26 protein-coding genes are annotated in these 21,266 nt (G+C 74.0%); 9 read left to right on the forward strand and 17 right to left on the reverse strand.

The genetic code is table 11. From position 1 onward, the window contains the following. Nucleotides 1–46 precede the first annotated feature (46 nt). The 3 genes from ACFLFB_RS16215 to ACFLFB_RS16225 form a co-directional block, all read right to left on the reverse strand. The gene (locus ACFLFB_RS16215; protein WP_003792170.1) at nucleotides 47–145 is read right to left on the reverse strand and encodes a 30S ribosomal protein bS22; all 99 of its coding nucleotides are present in this window, start codon (nucleotides 143–145) and stop codon (nucleotides 47–49) included. Between the two features lie 182 nt (nucleotides 146–327). Next, nucleotides 328–528 (reverse strand): helix-turn-helix domain-containing protein, encoded by a 201-nt coding sequence (locus ACFLFB_RS16220; RefSeq protein WP_166102834.1) that lies wholly within the window; start codon nucleotides 526–528, stop codon nucleotides 328–330. 241 nt (nucleotides 529–769) lie between these two features. Beyond that, complete coding sequence (locus tag ACFLFB_RS16225; protein ID WP_392543203.1) at nucleotides 770–1,960, reverse strand: acetoin utilization protein AcuC; 1,191 nt, start codon at nucleotides 1,958–1,960, stop codon at nucleotides 770–772. 73 nt (nucleotides 1,961–2,033) lie between these two features. On the opposite strand from ACFLFB_RS16225, the gene ACFLFB_RS16230 reads away from it, so the two are divergent. Further along, the gene (locus tag ACFLFB_RS16230) at nucleotides 2,034–2,702 is read left to right on the forward strand and encodes a potassium channel family protein (protein WP_392543204.1); all 669 of its coding nucleotides are present in this window, start codon (nucleotides 2,034–2,036) and stop codon (nucleotides 2,700–2,702) included. 30 nt (nucleotides 2,703–2,732) lie between these two features. On the opposite strand, the gene ACFLFB_RS16235 is transcribed toward ACFLFB_RS16230, so the two are convergent. The 6 genes from ACFLFB_RS16235 to ACFLFB_RS16260 all read right to left on the reverse strand — a co-directional run bounded on the left by ACFLFB_RS16235 (nucleotide 2,733) and on the right by ACFLFB_RS16260 (nucleotide 7,250). Beyond that, a complete protein-coding gene (locus ACFLFB_RS16235) occupies nucleotides 2,733–3,260 on the reverse strand; it encodes a GNAT family N-acetyltransferase (protein ID WP_392543205.1) in 528 nt (175 codons plus the stop codon). Between the two features lie 53 nt (nucleotides 3,261–3,313). Beyond that, nucleotides 3,314–3,826, reverse strand: coding sequence for a GNAT family N-acetyltransferase (locus ACFLFB_RS16240; protein ID WP_392543206.1), 513 nt, complete (start codon nucleotides 3,824–3,826; stop codon nucleotides 3,314–3,316). Continuing rightward, nucleotides 3,819–4,619, reverse strand: coding sequence for a pyrroline-5-carboxylate reductase (gene proC / locus ACFLFB_RS16245; protein ID WP_392543207.1), 801 nt, complete (start codon nucleotides 4,617–4,619; stop codon nucleotides 3,819–3,821). Before proC ends, ACFLFB_RS16240 begins: the two co-directional genes overlap by 8 nt. Before the next feature lie 162 nt (nucleotides 4,620–4,781). Then, nucleotides 4,782–5,732: a proline dehydrogenase family protein gene (locus ACFLFB_RS16250; RefSeq protein ID WP_392543208.1), complete on the reverse strand. Its 951-nt coding sequence runs from the start codon at nucleotides 5,730–5,732 to the stop codon at nucleotides 4,782–4,784. A gap of 22 nt (nucleotides 5,733–5,754) precedes the next feature. Next, complete coding sequence (locus tag ACFLFB_RS16255) at nucleotides 5,755–6,492, reverse strand: ABC transporter permease (RefSeq protein WP_392543209.1); 738 nt, start codon at nucleotides 6,490–6,492, stop codon at nucleotides 5,755–5,757. After that, nucleotides 6,489–7,250 carry an ABC transporter ATP-binding protein gene (locus tag ACFLFB_RS16260; protein ID WP_392543210.1) on the reverse strand — a complete coding sequence of 254 codons (762 nt, stop codon included), beginning with the start codon at nucleotides 7,248–7,250 and terminating at the stop codon, nucleotides 6,489–6,491. The genes ACFLFB_RS16255 and ACFLFB_RS16260 overlap by 4 nt, the downstream gene beginning before the upstream one ends. A 74-nt stretch (nucleotides 7,251–7,324) precedes the next feature. Between ACFLFB_RS16260 and ACFLFB_RS16265 the strand changes: the two genes are divergently transcribed. Both ACFLFB_RS16265 and ACFLFB_RS16270 read left to right on the forward strand, forming a co-directional pair. Continuing rightward, nucleotides 7,325–7,831 (forward strand): cupin domain-containing protein, encoded by a 507-nt coding sequence (locus ACFLFB_RS16265; RefSeq protein ID WP_392543211.1) that lies wholly within the window; start codon nucleotides 7,325–7,327, stop codon nucleotides 7,829–7,831. A 95-nt stretch (nucleotides 7,832–7,926) separates the two neighbouring features. Continuing rightward, complete coding sequence (locus tag ACFLFB_RS16270) at nucleotides 7,927–8,223, forward strand: DUF4287 domain-containing protein (protein WP_392543212.1); 297 nt, start codon at nucleotides 7,927–7,929, stop codon at nucleotides 8,221–8,223. Nucleotides 8,224–8,266: 43 nt separating this feature from the next. Here the strand turns inward: ACFLFB_RS16270 and ACFLFB_RS16275 are convergent, their stop codons facing one another. Then, nucleotides 8,267–9,106: a sugar phosphate isomerase/epimerase family protein gene (locus ACFLFB_RS16275; protein WP_392543213.1), complete on the reverse strand. Its 840-nt coding sequence runs from the start codon at nucleotides 9,104–9,106 to the stop codon at nucleotides 8,267–8,269. A gap of 3 nt (nucleotides 9,107–9,109) precedes the next feature. Continuing rightward, a complete protein-coding gene (locus tag ACFLFB_RS16280) occupies nucleotides 9,110–10,036 on the reverse strand; it encodes a Ppx/GppA phosphatase family protein (RefSeq protein ID WP_392543214.1) in 927 nt (308 codons plus the stop codon). Between the two features lie 96 nt (nucleotides 10,037–10,132). On the opposite strand from ACFLFB_RS16280, the gene ACFLFB_RS16285 reads away from it, so the two are divergent. Then, nucleotides 10,133–11,011 carry a hypothetical protein gene (locus ACFLFB_RS16285; protein WP_392543215.1) on the forward strand — a complete coding sequence of 293 codons (879 nt, stop codon included), beginning with the start codon at nucleotides 10,133–10,135 and terminating at the stop codon, nucleotides 11,009–11,011. After that, entirely contained in the window at nucleotides 11,008–11,694 is a 687-nt protein-coding gene (locus tag ACFLFB_RS16290; protein WP_392543216.1) for a class I SAM-dependent methyltransferase, read from the forward strand. Before ACFLFB_RS16285 ends, ACFLFB_RS16290 begins: the two co-directional genes overlap by 4 nt. 9 nt (nucleotides 11,695–11,703) lie before the next feature. Here ACFLFB_RS16290 and ACFLFB_RS16295 read toward each other — a convergent pair whose 3' ends face one another. Next, complete coding sequence (locus ACFLFB_RS16295) at nucleotides 11,704–12,144, reverse strand: SRPBCC family protein (RefSeq protein WP_392543217.1); 441 nt, start codon at nucleotides 12,142–12,144, stop codon at nucleotides 11,704–11,706. A 45-nt stretch (nucleotides 12,145–12,189) separates the two neighbouring features. Here ACFLFB_RS16295 and ACFLFB_RS16300 point away from each other — a divergent pair, with 45 nt between their 5' ends. Next, the gene (locus tag ACFLFB_RS16300) at nucleotides 12,190–13,290 is read left to right on the forward strand and encodes a DinB family protein (protein ID WP_392543218.1); all 1,101 of its coding nucleotides are present in this window, start codon (nucleotides 12,190–12,192) and stop codon (nucleotides 13,288–13,290) included. 118 nt (nucleotides 13,291–13,408) lie between these two features. Here ACFLFB_RS16300 and nadC read toward each other — a convergent pair whose 3' ends face one another. The 5 genes from nadC to ACFLFB_RS16325 are packed head-to-tail and all read right to left on the reverse strand — an operon-like array spanning nucleotide 13,409 to nucleotide 18,270. After that, nucleotides 13,409–14,302, reverse strand: coding sequence for a carboxylating nicotinate-nucleotide diphosphorylase (nadC, locus tag ACFLFB_RS16305; RefSeq protein WP_392543219.1), 894 nt, complete (start codon nucleotides 14,300–14,302; stop codon nucleotides 13,409–13,411). After that, entirely contained in the window at nucleotides 14,299–16,002 is a 1,704-nt protein-coding gene (locus ACFLFB_RS16310; RefSeq protein WP_392543220.1) for an L-aspartate oxidase, read from the reverse strand. The genes nadC and ACFLFB_RS16310 overlap by 4 nt, the downstream gene beginning before the upstream one ends. A 7-nt stretch (nucleotides 16,003–16,009) precedes the next feature. Further along, nucleotides 16,010–16,429, reverse strand: coding sequence for an aspartate 1-decarboxylase (gene panD, locus ACFLFB_RS16315; protein ID WP_392543221.1), 420 nt, complete (start codon nucleotides 16,427–16,429; stop codon nucleotides 16,010–16,012). Between the two features lie 41 nt (nucleotides 16,430–16,470). Beyond that, nucleotides 16,471–17,388, reverse strand: a complete 918-nt coding sequence (gene panC, locus ACFLFB_RS16320) for a pantoate--beta-alanine ligase (protein WP_392543222.1) — start codon at nucleotides 17,386–17,388, stop codon at nucleotides 16,471–16,473. Beyond that, complete coding sequence (locus tag ACFLFB_RS16325; RefSeq protein ID WP_392545437.1) at nucleotides 17,389–18,270, reverse strand: Rossmann-like and DUF2520 domain-containing protein; 882 nt, start codon at nucleotides 18,268–18,270, stop codon at nucleotides 17,389–17,391. Nucleotides 18,271–18,375: 105 nt separating this feature from the next. Between ACFLFB_RS16325 and ACFLFB_RS16330 the strand changes: the two genes are divergently transcribed. The 3 genes from ACFLFB_RS16330 (at nucleotide 18,376) to ACFLFB_RS16340 (ending at nucleotide 21,144) form a co-directional block, all read left to right on the forward strand. Further along, complete coding sequence (locus tag ACFLFB_RS16330) at nucleotides 18,376–19,329, forward strand: SAM-dependent methyltransferase (protein ID WP_392543223.1); 954 nt, start codon at nucleotides 18,376–18,378, stop codon at nucleotides 19,327–19,329. A 33-nt stretch (nucleotides 19,330–19,362) separates the two neighbouring features. Further along, complete coding sequence (locus ACFLFB_RS16335) at nucleotides 19,363–19,935, forward strand: hypothetical protein (protein WP_392543224.1); 573 nt, start codon at nucleotides 19,363–19,365, stop codon at nucleotides 19,933–19,935. Nucleotides 19,936–20,010: 75 nt separating this feature from the next. Continuing rightward, on the forward strand, nucleotides 20,011–21,144 hold the full coding sequence (locus ACFLFB_RS16340; RefSeq protein ID WP_392545438.1) for an NADH-quinone oxidoreductase subunit D: 1,134 nt from the start codon (nucleotides 20,011–20,013) through the stop codon (nucleotides 21,142–21,144). Nucleotides 21,145–21,266 lie beyond the last annotated feature (122 nt).

A 21,266-nucleotide genomic window follows, 5' to 3' on the forward strand; every position in this document is an offset into this window, starting at 1 on the left:
CCCGACGAGCGGGGACCTCTGAAGTGCTAGGAGCGACGCCTCAGCGTCACTTCTTGTTGCGACGCTGGTGGCGCGTCTTGCGAAGGAGCTTGCGGTGCTTCTTCTTCGCCATGCGCTTGCGGCGCTTCTTGATGACAGAACCCATGGGTTACCTCATGCCTGGTACGTACGTGGAGTGCGGTGGCCCACCCTACCGGGAGCCGTGCGTGGCTCCCAAACCGCGTCCGGGTGGACGGGCCGGTGGGAGGGCGGTCGGGCACCACGATCGACACGAGGGGCGGCCCGTCGTGCGGGCCGCCCCTCGGGACGATTCGTGGTGCCGGTGGTTCATGCGGTGTCGACGAACGAGCTGCGCAGGTAGGTGTGCACCTCGTCCTCCGGGACCCGGAAGGATCGACCGACGCGGATCGCCGGGAGCTCCCCGGCGTGGACCATGCGGTAGACGGTCATCTTGCTGACCCGCATGATCGTGGCGACCTCGGCGACGGTGAGGAACCGCACCTCGCCGAGCTGACGCTCCGTGGACATCGTGACCTCGTGCTTCTGCCCGCCCACAGAGCCGGTACACCCGGCCTGCGACCTGTGGGTCGTGCAAGCGCAACCATAGGGGCAGTTGTGACAACTGGGGAAGGGAATGGACGACATTGCTCCGCGCTGTCCAGCCGACACGCCGCGCTGAACAGCAGCAATACCAACGACGTTCGCGACCTCTGCCCGAACGGCCCCTCCCCCGGCCCACCGAACGGCCTCCCGCCGGAGGAGCCCGCGGTCAGTCGAAGTACGCGTCGAGGCCGTGGTGGCTGAAGACGGCCTGGCGGGTGGCCATGACCGCGCGGTCGACCGGGTGGTCGGGGTTGTGCCCCATGGTCCACGGCTGGACCCAGATCGGCAGGCGGTCGGCGGGCAGGTCACCCATCCGGGCCGGGGCCTCGCGCCCGAAGGTGCGCAGCACGTGGTCGAGCCACTCCTGCGGCACGGCGGTGTCGACGGGCACGGGGGTGTGGGCGGCGATCGCGGTGAGGTGCGTCCACGATCGCGGCACGACCTCGACGAGCTCGTAGCCACCCCCACCGAGCGCCACCCAGCGACCGTCGGCCACCTCGTGGGCGAGGTCGTGGAGCGTCTCGTGCGCCCGCCGTTGGGCGTCGACGGTGATGGCGAGGTGCGCGAGCGGGTCGTGGACGTGGGTGTCGCAGCCGTGCTGGCTCACGAGGACCTCGGGCTTGAAGGCCCGCACGAGCGGGGGCACGACGGCGTCGATGGCGCGCAGCCAGGCCGCGTCGCCGGTGCCCGGGGGCAGGGCCACGTTGGCCACCGAGCCCCGCGCGTCGGGGCCGCCGATGTCGCCGGGCCAGCCGGTGCCGGGGAAGAGGTGCCGCCCGGACTCGTGCAGCGAGATGGTGAGGACGCGCGGGTCGTTCCAGAACATCCGCTCGACGCCGTCGCCGTGGTGGACGTCGATGTCGACGTAGGCCACCCGCTCGGCGCCGTGGTCGAGCAGCCACTGGATGCCCACGGAGATGTCGTTGTAGATGCAGAACCCGGCGGCGTGGGTGCGCATCGCGTGGTGGAGCCCGCCGCAGTAGTTCACGCCGTGCTCGGCCTCCCCCGACCACACCTTCTGGCAGACCTCGAGGGTGCCCTGGACGATGCGCGCCGACGCCTCGTGCATCCCGGCGAAGGCGGGGTCGTCATCGGTACCCAGCCCGCGGTTGGCGTCGGCGGCCGCGGGGTCGAGGGAGGCGCGGCGCACGGCCTCGATGTAGCCGGGGTCGTGCACGGTGGCGAGCACCTCGTCGGTGGCGACGCCCGGCGAGACGAGGTCGACGCCGTCGAGGACACCGAGCGCCTTCGCCAGGCGGGTGGTGAGGTCGAGGCGCACGGGTCCCATCGGGTGCGTGGGACCGAAGTCGTACGCACAGAAGACCTCGTCCCACACGACACTCGTCCGCGGGGCCATGGCTGCACGCTACTCGTCGCCCCCGGCGTGGCAGGCTGGGCGTCCACCCCACCTGACGCGAGGAGGCACCGCGATGGCCTGGAGCAGCTCCCACGACGACGACGTCCTCGTCGTCGGGCTCGGCCGGTTCGGCGCGGCCGCGGCCCTCGAGCTGCGCCGGCTCGACCACAAGGTCACCGCCATCGAGAAGGACGGCTTCCTCGCCGAGAAGTTCCTCGGCCGGCTCAGCCACGTCATCCACGGCGACGCCAGCGACGTCCAGGTGATGCGCGACGCCAAGGCCTCCCGGTTCCAGAAGGCGGTCGTCGCCATCGGGTCCTCGGTGGAGGCGTCGGTGCTCGCCTGCGCCAACCTCGTCGACCAGGGCATCCCCGACATCTGGGGCAAGGCCCTCTCCCCCGAGCACGCCCGCATCCTCGAGCGGATCGGGGTCCACCACATCGTGCGGCCCGAGGCCGACACCGGCCGCCGCGTCGCCCACCTGCTCGGTGGCCGGATGCAGGAGTACATCGAGTTCGACGACGGGTTCGCCATCGTCAAGATGCGCCCGCCGACCGAGGCCATCGGCTTCACGCTCGAGCAGAGCGCGATCCGCAGCAAGTACGGGGTGACCATCGTCGGGGTCAAGGCGCCCGGCGAGGACTTCACCTACGCGGTGCCGTCCACGAAGGTGTCGGCCCACGACACCCTCATCGTCAGCGGGCCCACGACCCTCATCGAGCGGCTCGCCGCCCGCCCCTGACGGGTCGGTCCAGAGCGCCCTCGGGGCGGCTCAGTAGGGGGCGACGCCGCCGCGGTCGCCGAGGAGGGGCAGCGTCATCGCCGTCTCCTCCTCGCCGTCGTCCTCGGAGCGCACGCGCATCGGGCGGCGCTCGGCGGTGGGACGGAAGCCGAACCCGCTCGCGAACGCCACGGCGCGGCCGTTGTCGGTGCCCACCCAGTACAGGAGGTGGTGCTTGCCCGCCTCCGCCGCCGTGCGGGCCCCGGCGCTGACCAGCGCGGTGGCGACGCCGCTGCCGCGGGCCTCGGGGGTGACCCAGAGGCCGAAGAGCTGGGCGGCCTCGGGCTGGTCGTCGCCGGCGACGCCGACGCTCGCGATGCCGACCGGCGCACCCTCGCGGGAGGCGAGCAGGCGCACGGAGCGCTGCATCCGGGCCTTCCAGAACTCCTCGGTCTCGGCCTCCTCCTCCGCGTGCGACGCGACGAACGCGTCGGGTGACTCCTGGAGGGCGGTCAGACGGACGGAGCGGTACTGCTCCCACTCGTCGACGCCCAGCGGGCGCACCTCGATCTCAGCCATGCCTCACTCTCCCATGACACCGCGAGGGTCCGGCAACCCGGGAGGGTGAACAGTCAGTGGTCCGGGAGGTCGAGCGCCAGCTCGCGCTCGGTGACGCTCTCGTCCCACGGCATGACCCCCGTGGCACCGGTGGCACGGAAGCCCAGGCGCTCGTAGAACGCTGCGGCGCGGGCGTTCTCGTCGGCGACGTCGAGGACGACGCGGCGGTATCCCTCGGTGCGCGCGTGGTCGAGCGCGGCCTCGACGAGCCGGTCGGCGGCGCCGGAACCGCGGGCGAAGGAGGGCACCCACATCCCGATGAGGAAGACCTCGTCGGCGGGCTGGTCGGGTCCGTGCCAGAGGCCCACGGTGCCGGCGGGGCGGTCGCCGTCGAGGGCGAGCCAGGAGGTGATCCGCCCGGGGAAGCGGCGCCACTCCTCCTCGGTGCGGCCGGCGGCCTCGGCGTAGGTCGTCCAGAAGGCGCGCGGGCTGTCGATGAGGGCGGCGAGGCGCACGTCGCGGTAGGTGGCCCAGAGGTCGTCGGTGACCCGGACGACCTCGAGGCGCGCCGGGGTGCGCTCAGCCACCGGCCAGCTCGGCGGACCGCTTGGCCGCGGCCTCCATCGCCGTGATGAAGGCGGCGCGCACCTTGTGGTCGTCGAGGGTGCGCAGCGCGGCGGCGGTCGTGCCGCCGGGGGACGTGACCTGCTCGCGCAGCACCGTGGGGTGCTGGCCGGTCTCCTTGATCATCGTCGCGGCGCCGTAGAGCGTCTGGACGACGAGCTCGGTGGCGGTGGAGCGCGGCATCCCGAGGACGACGCCCGCCTCGATCATCGCCTCGACGACGTAGAAGATGTACGCCGGCCCGCTGCCGGAGATGGCGGTGACGGCGTCCTGGAGCTTCTCGGGGACCTCGACGACCTTGCCCGTGGCGGCGAGGAGGGCCTCGGCCTCGCTGAGGTGCTGGGGGTCGCAGTGGGCACCGGCGCTGATGGCAGCCATCCCCTGGTCGACGAGCGCGGGGGTGTTCGGCATGACCCGGACCACGGCGCGGCCCTCGGGCAGGTGCGACTCGAGGAAGGCCGTGGTGATGCCGGCGGCGAGGCTGACCACGAGGTTGCCGTCGGCGACGTGCGGGGCAATCTCGGTGAGCAGGCCGCCCATGTCCTGCGGCTTGACGACGAGGACGAGGGTGTCGGCGAGCTCGGCGGCCTCGGTGTTCTCGAGGACGCGCACCCCGTACTTCTGCGTGAGCTCGGCGGCGCGGTCGGCCCGTCGCTCGGTGATGACGAGCTCGTCGGCCGGGCGCCCCGAGCGCAGCAGACCCGACAGGAGCGTCTCGCCCATGACACCGGCACCGAAGATCGCGACCGTACCCATGGCCGTGAGTATGCCGGGTCGCGCCGTCCGGCTCCCCCGAGTTCCAGCCCCGGCGCTCCGCCCCCGCCCTCGATGCCGCGCTACGGGGCAGTAGGTGTCGTGATCACAGCACTTACTGCCCCGTAGCGCGCGATGGAGCGGAGGACGGAGCGCGGCGTGGGGTCAGCCGCGGGTGGCGAGAGAGCGCAGGAAAAACTGGAGGTTCGCGGGGCGCTCGGCCATCCGGCGCACGAGGTAGCCGTACCAGTCCTCTCCGAACGGGACGTAGACGCGCATCTGGTGGCCGCGGTCGGCGATGCGGGTCTGCTCGGCGGGCCGCACGCCCGCGAGCATCTGGAACTCGTAGGTGTCGGGCGCCCGGCCGTGGTGCGAGGCGAGCGCGCCGGCGATGTCGACGAGGCGCGGGTCGTGGCTGGCGACCATCGGGTAGCCCTCGCCGGCCATGAGGACCTTGAGGCAGCGCACGTACGACAGGTCGACGTCGTCGCCGTCCTGGTAGGCCACCGACTCGGGCTCCTTGTAGGCGCCCTTGCACAGCCGCACCCGGCTGCCGGCGGTGGCGAGGTCGCGGCAGTCGGCCTCGGTGCGGTGCAGGTACGACTGCAGCACGGCCCCGACCCACGGGAAGTCCGCGCGCAGCGTGCGCAGCGTCTCCAGGGTGCGGTCGGTGGTCGTGTGGTCCTCCATGTCGAGGGTGACCGTGGTGCCGACCCGGGCCGCGGCCTCGCAGATGGCGCGGGCGTTGTCGAGGGCGATGGCGTCACCGTCGCCGGGGATCGCCTGGCCGACCGCGCTGAGCTTGACGCTCACCTCGGCGGCTCCGTAGGCGGCGAGGTCGGCCTGCGCCAGGGCGTCGAGGAGGGCGACGTAGGTGTCGCGGGTGTGCTCGGCCTGCGCCCGGTCGGTGACGTCCTCACCGAGGTAGTCGACGGTGGCCAGGCGGTTGGTGGTGCGCAGCTCGCCGACGACCCTCACGGCCTCGGGCACGGTCTCGCCGGCCACGTAGCGGGAGACGACCGACCTGCTCACGGGGGCGGTGGTGACCGCCTTGCGCACGAGGTCGGAGTCGGAGATCTGCAGCATCGCTCCGCGGAGCAGGTCACGGGGGTCCACGTCCGTCAGGCTAACGCGAAGGTCAGGGGGTGCGGCGACGCAGGGTGAGGCTGCCCAGGCCGAGCGCGAGGACGACCCACACGAGGATGACGCCCAGGCTCGGCAGGACGTCGCCGAGCGGCTCGGCGATCGAGGTGACGTCCTGCATCGCGTCGACGGCGTACGACAGCGGCAGCACGTCGGACACGAGCTCGAGCACCCTCGGCATCTGGTCGCGGGGCAGCAGCAGGCCACACAGGAGGAACTGCGGGAGCACGAACGCGGGCATGAACTGCACGGCCTGGAACTCGGTGCGGGCGAAGCCGCTGGCGAGCAGGCCCAGCGCCGTGCCGAGCAGGGCGTCGGCCAGCGCGATGACGACGAGGAGCCACAAGGGCCCGGCGATGTCGAGGCCGCAGACCCACACGGCGAAGGCGGTGGCCACCAGGGCCTGCACCACGGCCATCGCCCCGAACGCCAGGGCGTAGCCGAGCATGAGGTCGCCCTTGCCGAGCGGGGTGGTGAGCAGCCGCTCGAGGGTGCCTGACGTGCGCTCGCGCAGGGTGGCGATGCTCGTGACGATGAACATGACGACGAACGGGAAGACCCCGAGCAGCGAGGGCCCGATCCGGTCGAAGACCACCGGGGTGTCGGAGTACACCCACGCGAGGAGACCGAGCAGGACGCACGGCACGACGACCATCAGGCCGACCGTGCGGTGGTCGCCGCGCAGCTGCTTGAGGATGCGGCCCGCGGTGGCGAGCGTGATGCGCGCGTTCACGCGGCCTCCCCTCCGCCGCCGGTGCGGGCGTTCTCGGCGTCGACGAGGGCCAGGAAGGCCTGTTCGGCGTCGGCGGCACCCGTGCGCTCGAGCAGCTCGGGAAGGGTGGAGTCGCTGAGGATGCGGCCCTCGCGCAGGAGGAGCAGCCGGTCACAACGCACCGCCTCGTCCATGACGTGGCTCGACACGAAGACGGTGCGGCCGTCCTCCTCGGCGAGCCGACGGAACATCGCCCAGAGGTCGCGGCGCAGGACGGGGTCGAGGCCGACGGTCGGCTCGTCGAGGACGAGGACCTCCGGGTCGCCGACGAGGGCGCAGGCGAGGGAGACCCGAGAGCGCTGCCCGCCGGAGAGGTTCTCGACGCGCGCGTCGGCGTGGCTGACGAGGTCGACCGCCTCCACCGCCCGGTCGGCCGCCGCGGTGTCGACGCCGAGGACGCGGGCGAAGTACCGCGCGTTGTCGCGGACGGTGAGGTCGCCGTAGACGCTCGGCGCCTGGGTCACGTAGGCGACGCGCCTGCGCAGGTTCGGCGACCCGGCGGGCTCCCCCAGCACCGACACGCTGCCGCTCTCGACGACCTGCACCCCGACGACAGCGCGCATCAGGGTCGACTTGCCGCCACCGCTGGGTCCCAGCAGGCCGACGACCTGGCCGTGCGGGACCCGCACCGACAGGTCAGGGAGCACCTCGCGACCACCCCGCACCACCCGGAGGTGCTCGACCACGACGGCGTCGTCGCCGCTCGCACGCTGCGTCATGACCCGAACGTCCCACTGCGGGAGCCCGTCGGCAAGAACCCCCTCTCAGGCGCGTCGTGGGTAGCGTGCCGGACATGTCGCTGCTGCGCCCGCTCCCCCGCCCCTACCCCGCCGACGTGTACACCGGCGAGGGCGGTGAGGCCTCCGCGTGGCTGCGTCGCGACGACACCGCGCCCGAGCTCGAGTACACCAACGGCGGCAGCTGCGAGTACCTCGCGACGGGCGACTCGACCGGCGGGCTGTACGGCCTCTACCGCTGGACTTTCGGCGAGGAGGAGTCGGGGCCCGCCCCGCACTTCCACCGCGCCATCACCGAGTCGTTCTACGTGCTGGAGGGCGAGGTGCGCCTGTTCGACGGGAACGGTTGGGTCACAGCGACATCGGGCGACTTCCTCCACGTTCCGGAGGGCGGGCTGCACGGGTTCCGCGGATCCGGGCCGGCCCGGATGCTGCTGATGTTCACCCCGGGCGCGCCCCGCGAGGACTACTTCGAGACCTTGGCGGCGCTCGGCCGCGGTGGCACCCTGACCGACGACGAGCGCGCGCAGTTCATGCTCCAGCACGACACCCACTGGGTCTGACCCGCTGATCATCCAGCCATGAGTGCGGAAGTGGCTGCCCCGGCCGCCACTTCCGCACTCAAGGCCGGACCACCTCCCCGAGAAAGAGAGAGTCGATGTCGTTCCAGGCCTACCTCGACGCCGTCGAGAAGAAGACCGGCAGGACGCCGCAGGAGATCGTCGACGAGGCCCACGCCAAGGGGTTCGGCGCCGACACGAAGTCCGGCGAGATCGTCGACTGGCTCGCGGAGGCGTACGGCCTCGGGCGCGGCCACGCGATGGCGATGGTCCACGTCGTGAAGAACGGGCCGGGCATCTCGGACAAGCACGTCGGCACCGACGGCGTGCACCGCGACGAGTCGGACGTCCTGCGCCTCGACGGCCTCGCGAACCGCGACCTGCCCCCCGCCTGATCCAGCCCCCCGGTCCGCACTCGCGGCGGGGAGGTGTCGGCCGTCAGGCCGTCGCGGCGGCGAGGTGGAGGCGGGCGAAGGCGAGGGACTCGGCGAGGTCGAGCTCGCGCTGCGCCTCCTGCACCCGCCGCGTCGCGACCTCGACGATGACGTGCCCCGACCAGCCCTGTGCCGCAAGGGTTTCCAGCACCTCGTCGCACGGCTGGGTGCCGCGCCCGGGGACGAGGTGCTCGTCGCGGGGTGAGCCGACCCCGTCGGCGAGGTGCAGGTGGGCCAGGCGCTCGCCGAGGTCGCGCACCATCCCGAGCGCATCGGACCCGGCGGTCGCGGTGTGCGACAGGTCGAGGGTCACGTGGTCGTAGGGCTGGGGCACCGGGTCCCAGTGCGGGAGGTACGCCTCCACCTCACGCGAGCGCGGCGCCCGCCACGGGTACATGTTCTCGACCGCGAGCCGGATGCCGGTGTCGTTCTCCCGCAACGCGACCCCGTCAACGAACCCGGCTGCGTACTCGCGCTGCCAGCGGAACGGCGGGTGCAGCACGACGGTGTCGGCGCCCAGGTCGAGCGCGAGCTCGATGGAGCGGTCGACCTTCTCCCACGGGTCGGTCCCCCACACGCGCTGGGTGATGAGCAGCGTCGGCGCGTGCACCGACAGCACCGGCACCCCGTGGTGCTCGGCGAGCGCGTGCAGCGCCCCGGCCTCCCGGGTCACCGGGTCGGTCCAGACCATGACCTCGACGCCGTCGTACCCGAGCCGGGCCGCGACCTCGAACGCCGTGGCGCAGTTCTCCGGGTAGACCGACGCGGTCGACACGCCCACCTTCGCCCGCGGCACGGCCACCGGCCGGGCCCGGCCGGTCCCGCGTCGAGGGCGGGCGGGCACGGCTCAGCTCATCCTGTCCAGGTGGCGCAGGATGATGCCCTCGCGCAGCGCCCAGGGGCAGATCTCGAGCCGGTCCAGGCCGAGGAGGTCCATCGTCGCCTCGGCCACGATGGCACCGGCGAGCAGCTGGCGGGCGCGCGGGCCGGAGACGCCGGGGAGGTCGGCGCGCTCGGCGGCGCTCATCCGGGCGATCTCGGGCAGGCGCTCGGACAGGGCCTCGCGGTCGAGGTGGCGCTCGGCGTACATCCCGTCACCGCTCGGGGCGGCGCCGCAGACCCGGGCGAGGGAGCGCATCGTCTTCGAGGTGCCCACGGCGCGGTCCGGGGCACCGGCCTTGGCGAGGGGGCGCAGCTCGGCGGCGATGGCGGCGCGCACCTTGCGCCGGGCCTCGCGGACGGTGTCGGGGGTGGGCGGGTCGCCGGCGAGGAGGTCGCGGGTCACCCGGCCGGCGCCGAGCGGCAGCGACACCGCGACGTCCGGGTCCTCGTCGATGCCCTGGGCGAGCTCGAGCGAGCCCCCGCCGATGTCGGCGACGAGCAGCGTTCCCGCCGACCAGCCGAACCACCGCCGGGCGGCGAGGAAGGTCAGGCGCGCCTCCTCCTCCCCGCTGAGGACGTCGAGCGGGACCCCGGTGGCCTCGCGCACGTGGGCGAGGACCTCGACCCCGTTGGGGGCCTCGCGGATGGCGCTGGTGACGAACGCGCGCACGTCCTCGACGCCCTGGTCCTCGGCCACCTCGGTGCACTCGAGGACGAAGGCGGCCAGCCGGTCGCGGCCCTCGTCGGCGATGCGGCCGTCGTCGGTGACGTGCTCGGACAGGCGCAGGTCGATCTTGTGCTTGCTCGCCGGCAGCGGCTGGGCGCCCGGGTGCGCGTCGACGACGAGGAGGTGGACCGTGTTCGATCCCACGTCGATCACCCCGAGGCGCATGCGCCCAACGTAGTGCCTACCCCGGGCGGGGCCACGCGCGTCCCGGTGGGCGCGCCCGGCGTCGCCGGTGCCCGGGGCCGCCCATAGGCTGGGCGCGTGCCCGAGACGCCGCTCGACATCCCCCGCACCTGGGCCGAGTTCACGGACCCGGGGAACTCCGGCCAGCGCTTCCGGGTCGACCTCACCTGGCTGACCTCGAGCTGGACGTGCATCTTCGGCAACGGGTGCAAGGGCATCTACGCCGACCGCCCGGACGACGGCTGCTGCACCCTCGGTGCGCACTTCACCGACGACGAGGACGTCGAGCGGGTCCGCGCCGTCGTCGCCGAGCTCGGCGAGGACGAGTGGCAGCACCATCCCGGCCACGGCAAGCGGGGCGACAAGGACCCCTCGCGCCTGTCGGCGTGGACCGAGAAGGAGGACGGCGCGCGCAAGACGAAGGTCGTCGACGGCGGCTGCATCTTCCTCAACCGGCCCGGCTTCCCCGCCGGGGCCGGGTGCGCGCTGCACCAGCACGCCGTGCTCGCCGGGACGCCGCCGCACGAGGCCAAGCCCGACGTCTGCTGGCAGCTCCCGATCCGGCGCAGCTACCGCAACGTCGAGCAGCCCGACGACACCACCTACCTCGAGGTGACCATCGCCGAGTACGACCGCCGCGGCTGGGGCCCCGGCGGCCACGACCTCGACTGGTACTGCTCGAGCAACCCCGAGGCGCACGTCGGCCGCGAGCCGGTGTTCCGCAGCAACCGGGCCGAGCTGACCACCCTCATGGGCGAGGAGGCCTACGCCGTCCTCGCCGTGCGCTGCGAGGCGCACCTCGACACGGTCCGCCGGGCCCGCTCGGCCGGCGCGCGCACCCTCCTGCCCCTGCTCGTGCACCCGGCGACGCTGGAGGCCGACGCGGTCGGTGGCCTGCGACCGCGCGTCCCACGCCGCAAGGGCACCGTGGCCGAGGGCGCCCCCCGCACCACGTGATCCGCAGCCCCAACATCTGGGACGCCCCGGACGTGTACGAGGTCGAGAACCGCGCCTCCGACCGGGCCGGGGTCATCGACACGACGATCGCGGCGCTGCACCCGCTCGACGGAGCCGTCCTCCTCGACGTCGGGTGCGGCACCGGCTTCCACCTGCCGCGGTTCGCAGCCCGCGGTGCCCGGACGATGGGGGTCGAGCCGCACCTGCCGCTCGTGGAACGGGCCGGCCGCCGCCTCCAGCACGCGGGGTCCCCCTCGGGCGCAGCCGTCCTCGCCGGGGACGCCGAGCACCTCCCCCTCGCCGACGCCTCAGTCGACGTCGTCCACGCCCGGTGGGCCTACTTCTTCGGCGCCGGGTGCGAGCCGGGTCTGGCGGAGGTCGAACGGGTGCTGCGCCCCGGCGGCATCGCCGTGCTCGTCGACAACGACGCGACCCGGTCGACCTTCGGGAGCTGGTTCTCCCGCGCGTACCCCGCCTACGATCCCGTTGCCGTGCAACGCTTCTGGGACCGGCGTGGTTTCACGACCGAACGCCTCACCATCCACTGGACCTTCGACCGCCGCGAGGACCTCGAGGCCGTGGTGCGCATCGAGTTCCCGCCCGGCGCCGCCGACGCGGTCCTCGCCGAGCACGACGGGCTCACCGTCGACTACGCCGTGGCCCTGCGGTGGCGCCGCGCCTGACGGACGCCCTCACCGGGCCTCGAGGACCGCCGTCAACCGCCGCAGGTCCTTGGTCATGGCCCGCTCCATCGCCCTGGCCATGACGGGTGCGGCGACGGCACCGAACCCCGACGGCGACCCGTGGTTGCGCATCGTCATCCGGGTGGACCCCGTCGGGAGGTCGGCGAACGCGTAGGTCGTCGTCATCGGGAACGGACCGGACGCGGTCGCCATCACGAGGCGCTCACCGGGGACGAGCTCGCGCACCTCGTAGGTGTACGTGATCGTCCGGCCGAGGAACCGCGCGACGAAGCGCATCCGGCTCCCCACCTCCAGCGGCCCGGGGGTGAGCACCTCCACCGACCGGATGTTGGCGTACCAGGCCGGGACGTTCGCCGGGTCGCTCGCGAAGGCGGCCACCTCGGCGCGCGGACGCCGGATGTCGGCCTCGAGGGTCACGTCGACGTCCACGCCTCCATCCTCGCGCGCGGGCCGCCGCTCGGCGACACTGGGCCGATGCTGACCCGCATCGTCCCCACGGCCTTCTACGCGGACCTGTCCGTCGGTCTCGACCTCTTCGTCGACGGCCTGCGGATGGAGGTCGTGCACCGCGACGGCGACCTCGCCGTCGTCGAGCGGCACGGGGCCAAGCTCAACCTCGTGCACAACGCCGAGGCGGCGGCGCACGCCGAGCGCCCCGAGTACGGGCTGGAGACCGACGACATCGAGTCGGTGTTCGCCGACGTCTCGGCCCGCCGCCCGGACCTGCTCCACCCCAACCTGTCGCGGATCACGCTGCGGCCGTGGGGTGCTCGCGAGTTCGCCCTGCTCGACAGCACCACGGTCTGCGTCGTCGTGCGGCAGTGGGAGGACGCGCGGCGCGCCACCTTCGTCGACACCAACCTGCGCGGGGCCCGGTTCGTGCGGTCAGACCTCTCGGGGGCGGTGATGCGCGGGGTCGACGTGGCGGGGGCCGACATCGACGCGCCCTGGCTGCTCCAGGGCGGCAGCGAGCTGCGGGTCAACGGGGTCGACGTCGTGCCGTACGTCGAGGCCGAGCTCAACCGCCGCTTCCCCGGCCGAGCCGACCAGGCCGCGCAGGACCCGGACGGCCTGCGGCAGGCCTGGGCCGCCCTCGAGCGGACCTGGGCCGCCACCCTCGACCGGGTGGCGGCCATGCCGCCCGGGACGCCCGACGTCTCGGTGGACGGCGAGTGGTCGTTCGCCCAGACCCTGCGCCACCTCGTCATGGCCACCGACACGTGGCTCGGCGGCGCGGTCCTCGAGCGCGAGGCCCCGTACCACCCGCTCGGCCAGCCGCACGCGGAGTACGAGACGGACGGCCACGACCCGTCGATCTTCGTCCGGGGCACCCCGCCGTACGCCGACGTCCTCACCGCCCGCGCCGACCGGGTGGCCCTGGTGCGCGGTTTCCTCGCCACGGTGACCAGGGAGGACCTGGCCGTGGTGCGCCGCAACCCGTGGTCGCCGGAGCACCCCGAGACCACGCTGTCGTGCCTGCACACCATCCTCGAGGAGGAGTGGGAGCACCACCGCTACGCCGTGCGCGACCTCGACGCCATCGAGGCCGGGAGCGCCGGCGGACACGCCCGCTGAAGGACGGTCACCGGGTCCGCCCCACCGCGAGGGGTGGCCAACGGCTGTCCGCGGGGGTCGCCGGCAGCCACTGGCCACCCTTCGGCGCGGACCTGCCGGGACACGAGGGCCCGGCCGGTCAGTCGTCCGAGGGGTCGAGGTCCAGGGCGATGTCGACGATCGGCGAGGAGTGGGTGAGCCCGCCCACCGACAGGTAGTCGACGCCCGTGGCCGCGTAGGAGGCCGCGACCTCCAGGGTCAGCCCGCCGGTGGCCTCGACCTCCACCGTCTCGCCGGTGTCGCGCACGGCGGCGACCGTGGTCGTCAGCAGGTCGGTCGACATGTTGTCGCACAGCAGGAACCGCGCCCCGGCGCCCACGGCCTCGAGCGCCTCGGCCGTGGTGGTCACCTCGACCTGCACCGGCACCTCGGGGAACTGCTCGCGGATGGCCTCGATGGCCGCGGTGAGGCTCCCGGCCGCGAGCTTGTGGTTGTCCTTGACCATCGCGCAGTCGTACAGGCCCATCCGCTTGTTGGTCCCGCCACCGCAGCGCACGGCGTACTTCTCCAGCGCTCGCATGCCCGGCGTCGTCTTGCGGGTGTCGAGGACCATCGCACCCGACCCCTCGAGCACGTCGGCCCACCGCCGCGTGTGGGTGGCGACGCCCGACGTCCGCGACAGGACGTTGAGGACGGTCCGCTCCGCGACGAGCGTGGTGCGGGTGGACCCGGCGAGGGTGGCGAGGTGGTCGCCGCGCGCGACCCGCGCCCCGTCCTCCACGTGCACCTCGAGGACGACCGGTCCGGTCCCGAGCCGCCGCGACACCGCCTCGATGACGAGGGCCGCCACCGGCAGACCCGCCACCACCCCGTCGGCGCGCGCCACGAGGTGGGCCACCGACACCTGGTCGGCCGGGATCGTCGCCATCGTCGTGACGTCGGTGCCCGTGCCGAGGTCCTCGTCGAGGGCCCGCTCGACGAGGAGGCGGGCGTCCTCCAGCGGGAAGCCGTGGTCGGCGACGTGCTCGGTCATGCGGGTCCCCCGGTGCTGTCGTTGGCCGGCCCCGGGACCGGGTGCTCGGTGAGGACGAGCGAGCCGTCGGCGGCCCGCGTCGTCGTGAGGTGGGTGAGCCAGCGGGCGTCGTCCCGGTCGGGGAAGTCCGAGCGGACGTGCCCGCCGCGGGTCTCGGCCCGCGTGTGCGCGGCGAGCGACAGCACCTGGCCGAGGTGCAGCAGGTTCGTCGTCTCCCAGGTGCGTGGGCCGGGCTCGGCGCCGGTCGGCGGCAGCGCCGCGAGGTCGGCCAGGGCCGCGAGCGCGCCCGCCGTGGACTCGCCGGACCGCACCGGGCCCGAGCCCCGCGTCATCGCCCGCTGGAGGTCCAGGCGGCGCGAGGAGTCGAGGACCGCGGTGTCGCCGTCGACCACCGGGGTGCGCAGCGGCAGCTCGTCGCGCGCGATGCGGGCGGTGACGTCGTCGGCGATCCGGTGGGCGAAGACGAGCCCCTCGAGCAGCGAGTTCGACGCGAGCCGGTTGGCGCCGTGGACCCCGGTGCACGAGCACTCGCCGCACGCGTAGAGCCCGTCGACCGAGGTGTGCCCCAGCAGGTCGGTCTCCACGCCGCCGGAGGCGTAGTGCTGCGCCGGAGCCACGGGGAGCAGCTCGGTGGCGGGGTCGAAACCGAGCTCGCGGCACCGCGCGACGATCGAGGGGAAGCGGCCCTCGAGGAAGTCGCCCCCGAGGTGCCGGGCGTCGAGCCACACGTGGTCGACCCCCTGGTCGCGCATGACGTCGAGGATGGCGCGGGCCACGACGTCGCGCGGGGCGAGGTCGGCCAGCTCGTGCCGGCCCGCCATGATCCGCACCCCGGCGTCGTCGACGAGGAAGGCCCCCTCCCCGCGCACCGCCTCCGAGATCAGGGGCTGCTGCCCGGTCGACCCCTCCCCGAGGAAGAGCACCGTCGGGTGGAACTGCACGAACTCGAGGTCGGTGACACGGGCCCCGGCCCGCAGCGCCGCGGCCATCCCGTCGCCGGTGGCCACGGGTGGGTTCGTCGTGGAGGTGTAGATCTGGCCCAGCCCGCCGGTGGCCAGGACGACGGCCCGCGCGTGCGCCGCTCCCACGCCGTCGACCTGCCCCTCGCCGATGACGTGCAGCGTCACGCCGCACACGGCGCCGTCGGCGGCGGTGAGGAGGTCGACGACCAGGGCGTGCTCGATGACCTCGATGCCCGGGTCGTCGCGGACCCGGTCGAGCGCCGCGATGAGGGCGCGGGAGATCTCGGCCCCGGTCGCGTCGCCGCCGGCGTGGGCGATGCGGTCGCGGTGGTGGCCGCCCTCCCGGGTCAGCTTGATCTCGCCGCCGGCGTCGCGGTCGAACTCGGCACCCAGCGCGACGAGCTCGCGGACCCGGTCGGGGCCCTCGGTCACGAGGGTGCGCACGGCCTCGACGTCGCACAGGCCGACACCGGCCACCAGCGTGTCGTGGAGGTGCTCCTCGGGGGTGTCCTCGGGGTCGAGCGCCGCCGCGATGCCGCCCTGGGCCCACTGCGTCGAGCCCGCCGAGAGCACCGTCTTGGTCACCAGCAGGACCCGGTCGACCCGCTCGCGCAGCCGCAGCGCGCAGGTGAGGCCGGCGATCCCCGACCCCACGACGATGACGTCGGCGGTCGCCGTCCAGCCCGGCTCGGAGGCGGTGAGCCGGCGGGGGACGCGGGTGGCGGGGGCGGTCGTCATCAGGTGCTCAGGCCCGCGCGGTGACGGCGGAGGTGAGCAGCCCGTGGCCCGGAGGGACGTCGCCGGGGTCGTCGCCGACCTCGACGATGCGGTTGGCCCCGTCGACGAACACGACGTGCGGGGAGAACGTGCGGGCCTCGGCGTCGTCCATCGCGGCGTACGAGATGACGATGACCGTGTCACCGGGCGCGACGAGCCGGGCCGCGGCCCCGTTGACGCACACGACGCCCGAGCCGCGCTCGCCCTCGATGACGTAGGTGGTGAGGCGGTTGCCGTTGTCGACGTCCACGACGTCGACCTGCTGGCCCACGAGGAGGTCGGCCGCGTCGATGAGGTCGCGGTCGAGGGTCAGCGAGCCGACGTAGTGCAGGTCGGCGTCGGTGACCGTGGCGCGGTGGATCTTGCCGTGGAGCATGAAGCGCTGCATGGGCGTGGCCCTCCGGAGGGGGTGGCGGACGAGGGGGCGGGTCAGACGTCGGCGCGCGCGTGGGGGACGTCGGAGAAGACGTCGCGGGCGCCGCCGCCGGGACCGACGAGGACCGGGGTGTTGTCGATGAGCCGCGTGGTGCCGACCCGCGCCGCGACCGCGAGCAGCGCCTCGCCCCGGTACCACTCGGGGACGTCGGCGAGCGTGTGCGGGTGGACGAGGACGAGGTAGTCCACGAGCGCCAGCGGCTCCTCGACCACCACCTCGCGCGCGGCCCGCCGCACCGCCGACGGGCCGAAGGTCGCGACGTCGGCGCCGGCGCGCAGGGCGCGGCTGAGGCAGAGGGCGACCTCGCGGTCGGAGTCGGTGAGGTACATGTTGCGGCTGCTCATCGCCAGGCCGTCGTCCTCGCGAACCGTCGGCACCGACACGATGTCGACGGGGAAGTCGATGTCGCGCACCATCCGGCGGATGAGGAGGAGCTGCTGGGCGTCCTTCTGGCCGAAGTACGCGCTGCGGGCGGCGGTGAGGTGGAGCAGCTTGCCCACGACCGTGAGGACGCCGTCGAAGTGCCCGGGGCGCGACGCTCCCTCGAGGACCTCACCGAGCGGACCGGCGGAGACGCGCACGCCCGGGTCGCCGTCGGGGTACACGACGTCGGGGGTGGGGGCGAAGACGACGTCGACCCCGGCCGTGGTGCAGATCTCCATGTCGGCGTCGAAGGTGCGCGGGTAGCGCGAGAGGTCCTCCTTCGGCCCGAACTGCAGCGGGTTGAGGAAGATCGTCACGACGACGTGGGCGTGCCGCTGGCGCGCGGCCCGGATCAGCTGGGCGTGGCCCTCGTGCAGGGCCCCCATCGTCATGACGACGGCGACGTCGCGGCTCGGCAGCGCCTCGCGGGCGGCCTTGAGCTCCTCGCGCGTGTGCGCGACGACGGGGGTCGAGGTGGTGGTGGTCACTCAGGGCTCCTGGTCGGAGAGGGTGTCGAGGAGGGGCTCGGCGTCCGCGGGGCGCAGGCGACCGCTGTCCAGGGCGCGCAGCGCGGTGGCGCGGGCGAGGGCGACGTAGGTCCTCCGGATCTCGGGCGAGAGCCGGTCGAGCTCGCGCAGGTGGTCCTCCACGGTACCGACGTCACCTCGGGCGACGGGGCCCGTGAGGGCTGCGTCACCCAGCCGGAGGGCGTTGTCGAGGGCGGCGCGCATCAGGGGTCCGACCACCCGGCGCGGCTCCTCGACGCCGGCGCGGGAGAGCAGCTCCATCGCCTCGCTCGTCAGCGTGACCAGGTGGTTCGCTCCGTGGGCGAGAGCCGCGTGGTACGCCGCCCGGTCCTCCTCGGCGACCCACACGGGGTCGCCGCCCATCTCCACGACGAGGGCCTCGGCGACGGGTCGCAGCTCGTCGTCGGTGGTGACGCCGAAGGCGCAGTCGGTGAGGCGGTCGAGGTCCATCGCGGTGCCGGTGAACGTCATCGCCGGGTGCAGGGCGAGCGGCAGGACGTGGTGCGGCCGGGCCGGTTCGAGGATGGCGACCCCGTGCCGCCCGCTCGTGTGGACGACGATCTGCCCGGCCTGCCAGACGCCCGTGGCGGCGAGCCCGGCGACGAGCCCGGCCAGGGCGTCGTCGGGGACCGCGAGGACGACGAGCTCGGCCCCCTCGACCACGGTCGGGACGTCGGTGAGCGGCACGCCGGGGAGGAGGTCGGCGGCGCGGGCGCGGCTGGCGTCGGACACGGCGTAGGCGCCGGTGACGTGGTGGCCGGCGCGGGCGAGGGCCGCCCCGAGGACCGCGCCGACCCGGCCCGCACCGACGACGCCGACGGCCAGGCGGGCGGGGTGCTCGATGCCGTCCACGACCGAGCACGCTACCGCCCCGGACCGGGTCGGGTGCCGAGGTGGTCGCGGGGCGGCCGGCCCGGCACCGGACGGGGCCACCGATAGCGTGCGGGCGTGGTGGTCCCCTGGCGCGAGGCATGGCACGAGGCGCTCTACGGCGCCGCCGGCTTCTACCGACGCGCGGAGGGACCGGCCGGGCACTTCACCACCTCCACCCACGGGCCGCTGGGCGCGCTCCTCGCCCAGGCCCTCGGCCGCCTCGCCGACCGGGAGGGCGCCACCCACGTCGTCGACGTCGGCTGCGGTCGCGGCGAGCTGCTCACCCACCTGCGGGCCGCACGACCCGACCTGCGGCTCACCGGGGTCGACGTCGTCGACCGCCCCTCCGACCTCCCCGAGGACGTCGCCTGGCTGCGCTCGCCCGGCGGCGGCGCCCTCCCCGACGCGCTGCGCGACCTCGAGGACGTCCTCGTCGTCGCGCACGAGTGGCTCGACGTCGTGCCGTGCACCGTCGTCGAGGTGGGTGAGGAGGGGGCGGCGCGAGTGGTCCTCGTCGACGGCGACACCGGGGAGGAGTCGCTCGGCCCGGCGCCCGACCCCGACGACCTCGCCTGGTGCTCCGCCCACTGGCCGATCGACGGCCACGAGGCCGGGACGCGGGTCGAGGTGGGGCGCTCGCGCGACCTCGCCTGGGCCGACCTCCTGGGCCGGGTCCATCGCGGCACCCTCCTCGCCGTCGACTACGGCCACACCCGCGACGACCGGCCCACGTCCGGCACCCTCGTCGGCTACCGCGAAGGCACCGTCGTCCCGCCGCTCCCGGACGGCTCCTGCGACCTCACCGCGCACGTCGCCGTCGACTCCCTCGAGCACGACGAGCTGCTCACCCAGCGCCGGGCCCTGCGCGACCTCGGGGTCACGGGGGCGACGCCCTCCGCGGACCTCGCCCGCACCGACCCGGCCGGCTACCTCGCCGCCCTGGCACGGGCCTCCGCCGGCGCCGCGCTCACCGACCTCGGGGGCCTCGGGGGCTTCCACTGGGTGGTCCGCCGGGTCGCGCGGATGTGACGCGGGCGCGGGTCGCGTGGCACCGTGGAGGGGATGTCTGCACTGCCCCGACCCACCCGCCTCGCGACCGCGGCCGTCGTCGCCACCGCCCTCGCGGCCCTCACCGGCTGCGGCTCGGACGCCCCCGAACGGCCCCAGGACGTCGTCGTCACGGTGACCGCCTCACCGTCGCCGTCCGCGTCCTCGGCCGCCCCGAGTGCCTCCGCGAAACCCGCCACAATCCGCAGCGACGTCAAGGGCCGCCGGTTCGACTTCGGGCTCGTCGAGAGCCGCCGCACCTCCGGCGGGACCGACGTCCTCGTCATCGACCGCTGGACCGACCCGAAGGTCGATGACGCCCTGCTGGCGAAGCAGGGCCTGCCCGTCGAGCCGTACGAGGTGCGCTCGGCGCGCTACCTCAACCAGAAGAAGAAGACCTTCGACGTCCCGGTGCGCGAGGGGACCTCCTTCCTCCTCAACCACTGCGTCGCCCTGGGCGAGCCGCCCGAGACGCGGTCGGTGTCGGCGGAGGAGCTGGCGGCCGCGTCCTCGGTCGACCGCCTCCTCCTCGTCGAGCTCGACGCCGCCGGGTACGCCACCGGCGGCGAGACCTTCCCCGGCTGCTGAGCCGGGCGCCGCGACGACGTGGGGCAGACTGTCGGCGTGACCTCCGGGACCGAGCCGCGCGCCCTCGACATCGGCATGGGCGCCGGGGGGCTCGCCACCGCCGACATGGTCCTCAACATCGGCCCGCAGCACCCGGCGACGCACGGCGTCCTGCGCCTGCGGGTCGTCCTCGACGGCGAGCGGATCGTCTCGGCCGAGCCGATCATCGGCTACATGCACCGCGGGGCCGAGAAGCTCTTCGAGGTGCGCGACTACCGGCAGATCACCGTCCTCGCCAACCGCCACGACTGGCTCTCGGCGTTCGGCAACGAGCTCGGTGTCGTCCTCGGGGTCGAGGCGATGCTCGGGATGGAGGTGCCCGAGCGGGCCGTGTGGCTGCGGACCCTGCTCGCCGAGCTGAACCGCGTGCTCTCGCACCTGATGTTCCTCGGCTCGTACCCGCTCGAGCTCGGCGCCATCACCCCGATCTTCTACGCGTTCCGCGAGCGCGAGGAGCTCCAGGCCGTGATGGAGGAGGCGTCCGGCGGGCGGATGCACTACATGTTCAACCGCGTCGGCGGCCTCAAGGAGGACGTCCCGGCCGGCTGGCTCGGGCGGGTCGAGTCGGCGGTGTCGGCCGTGCGCCGGCGCCTGCCCGACCTCGAGTCGATGATCGTGGGCAACGAGATCCTGCGGGCCCGCACCCGCGGGGTCGGCGTCCTCGACGTCGCCACCTGCGAGGCGTACGGCGTCTCGGGGCCGATCGCGCGCGCTGCCGGACTCGACCTCGACCTGCGCCGCGACGACCCCTACCTCGCCTACCCCACCCTGTTCGCCGAGGGCGGCCCCGGCCGCGTCGTGACCCGCACCGAGGGCGACTGCCTGGCCCGTCTCGAGGTCCTCCTCGAGCAGGTGCACGTCAGCCTCGACCTCGCCGAGGCCTGCCTCGACACCCTCGCCACCCTCCCCGCCGGACCGGTGAACCAGCGCCTGCCCAAGGTCCTCAAGGTCCCCGAGGGCGAGCGGTACACCGCCACCGAGAACCCCCTCGGCCTCAACGGGTACCACCTCGTCTCGCGCGGCGAGAAGACCCCGTGGCGGCTCAAGCTGCGCTCGGCGTCGTTCAACAACGTCCAGGTGCTCTCGCAGGTGCTGCCCGGGTGCCTCGTGGCGGACATGGTCGCCGTGCTGGGGTCGATGTTCTTCGTCGTCGGGGACGTCGACAAGTAGCCGACCCGAGGCGCCTGACGGTGGCCGGCCGGCCCGGCTCGTGCTCAGCGGGCCTCCCACGTGGGCCTTTGTGACCACGCCGAGCCCGCGCCAATGGCCCGCCTTGGCCATTGCGGCCCCCG

Source organism: Oryzobacter telluris (assembly GCF_043099285.1).
GTDB classification, from domain to species: Bacteria; Actinomycetota; Actinomycetes; order Actinomycetales; family Dermatophilaceae; genus Oryzobacter; species Oryzobacter telluris.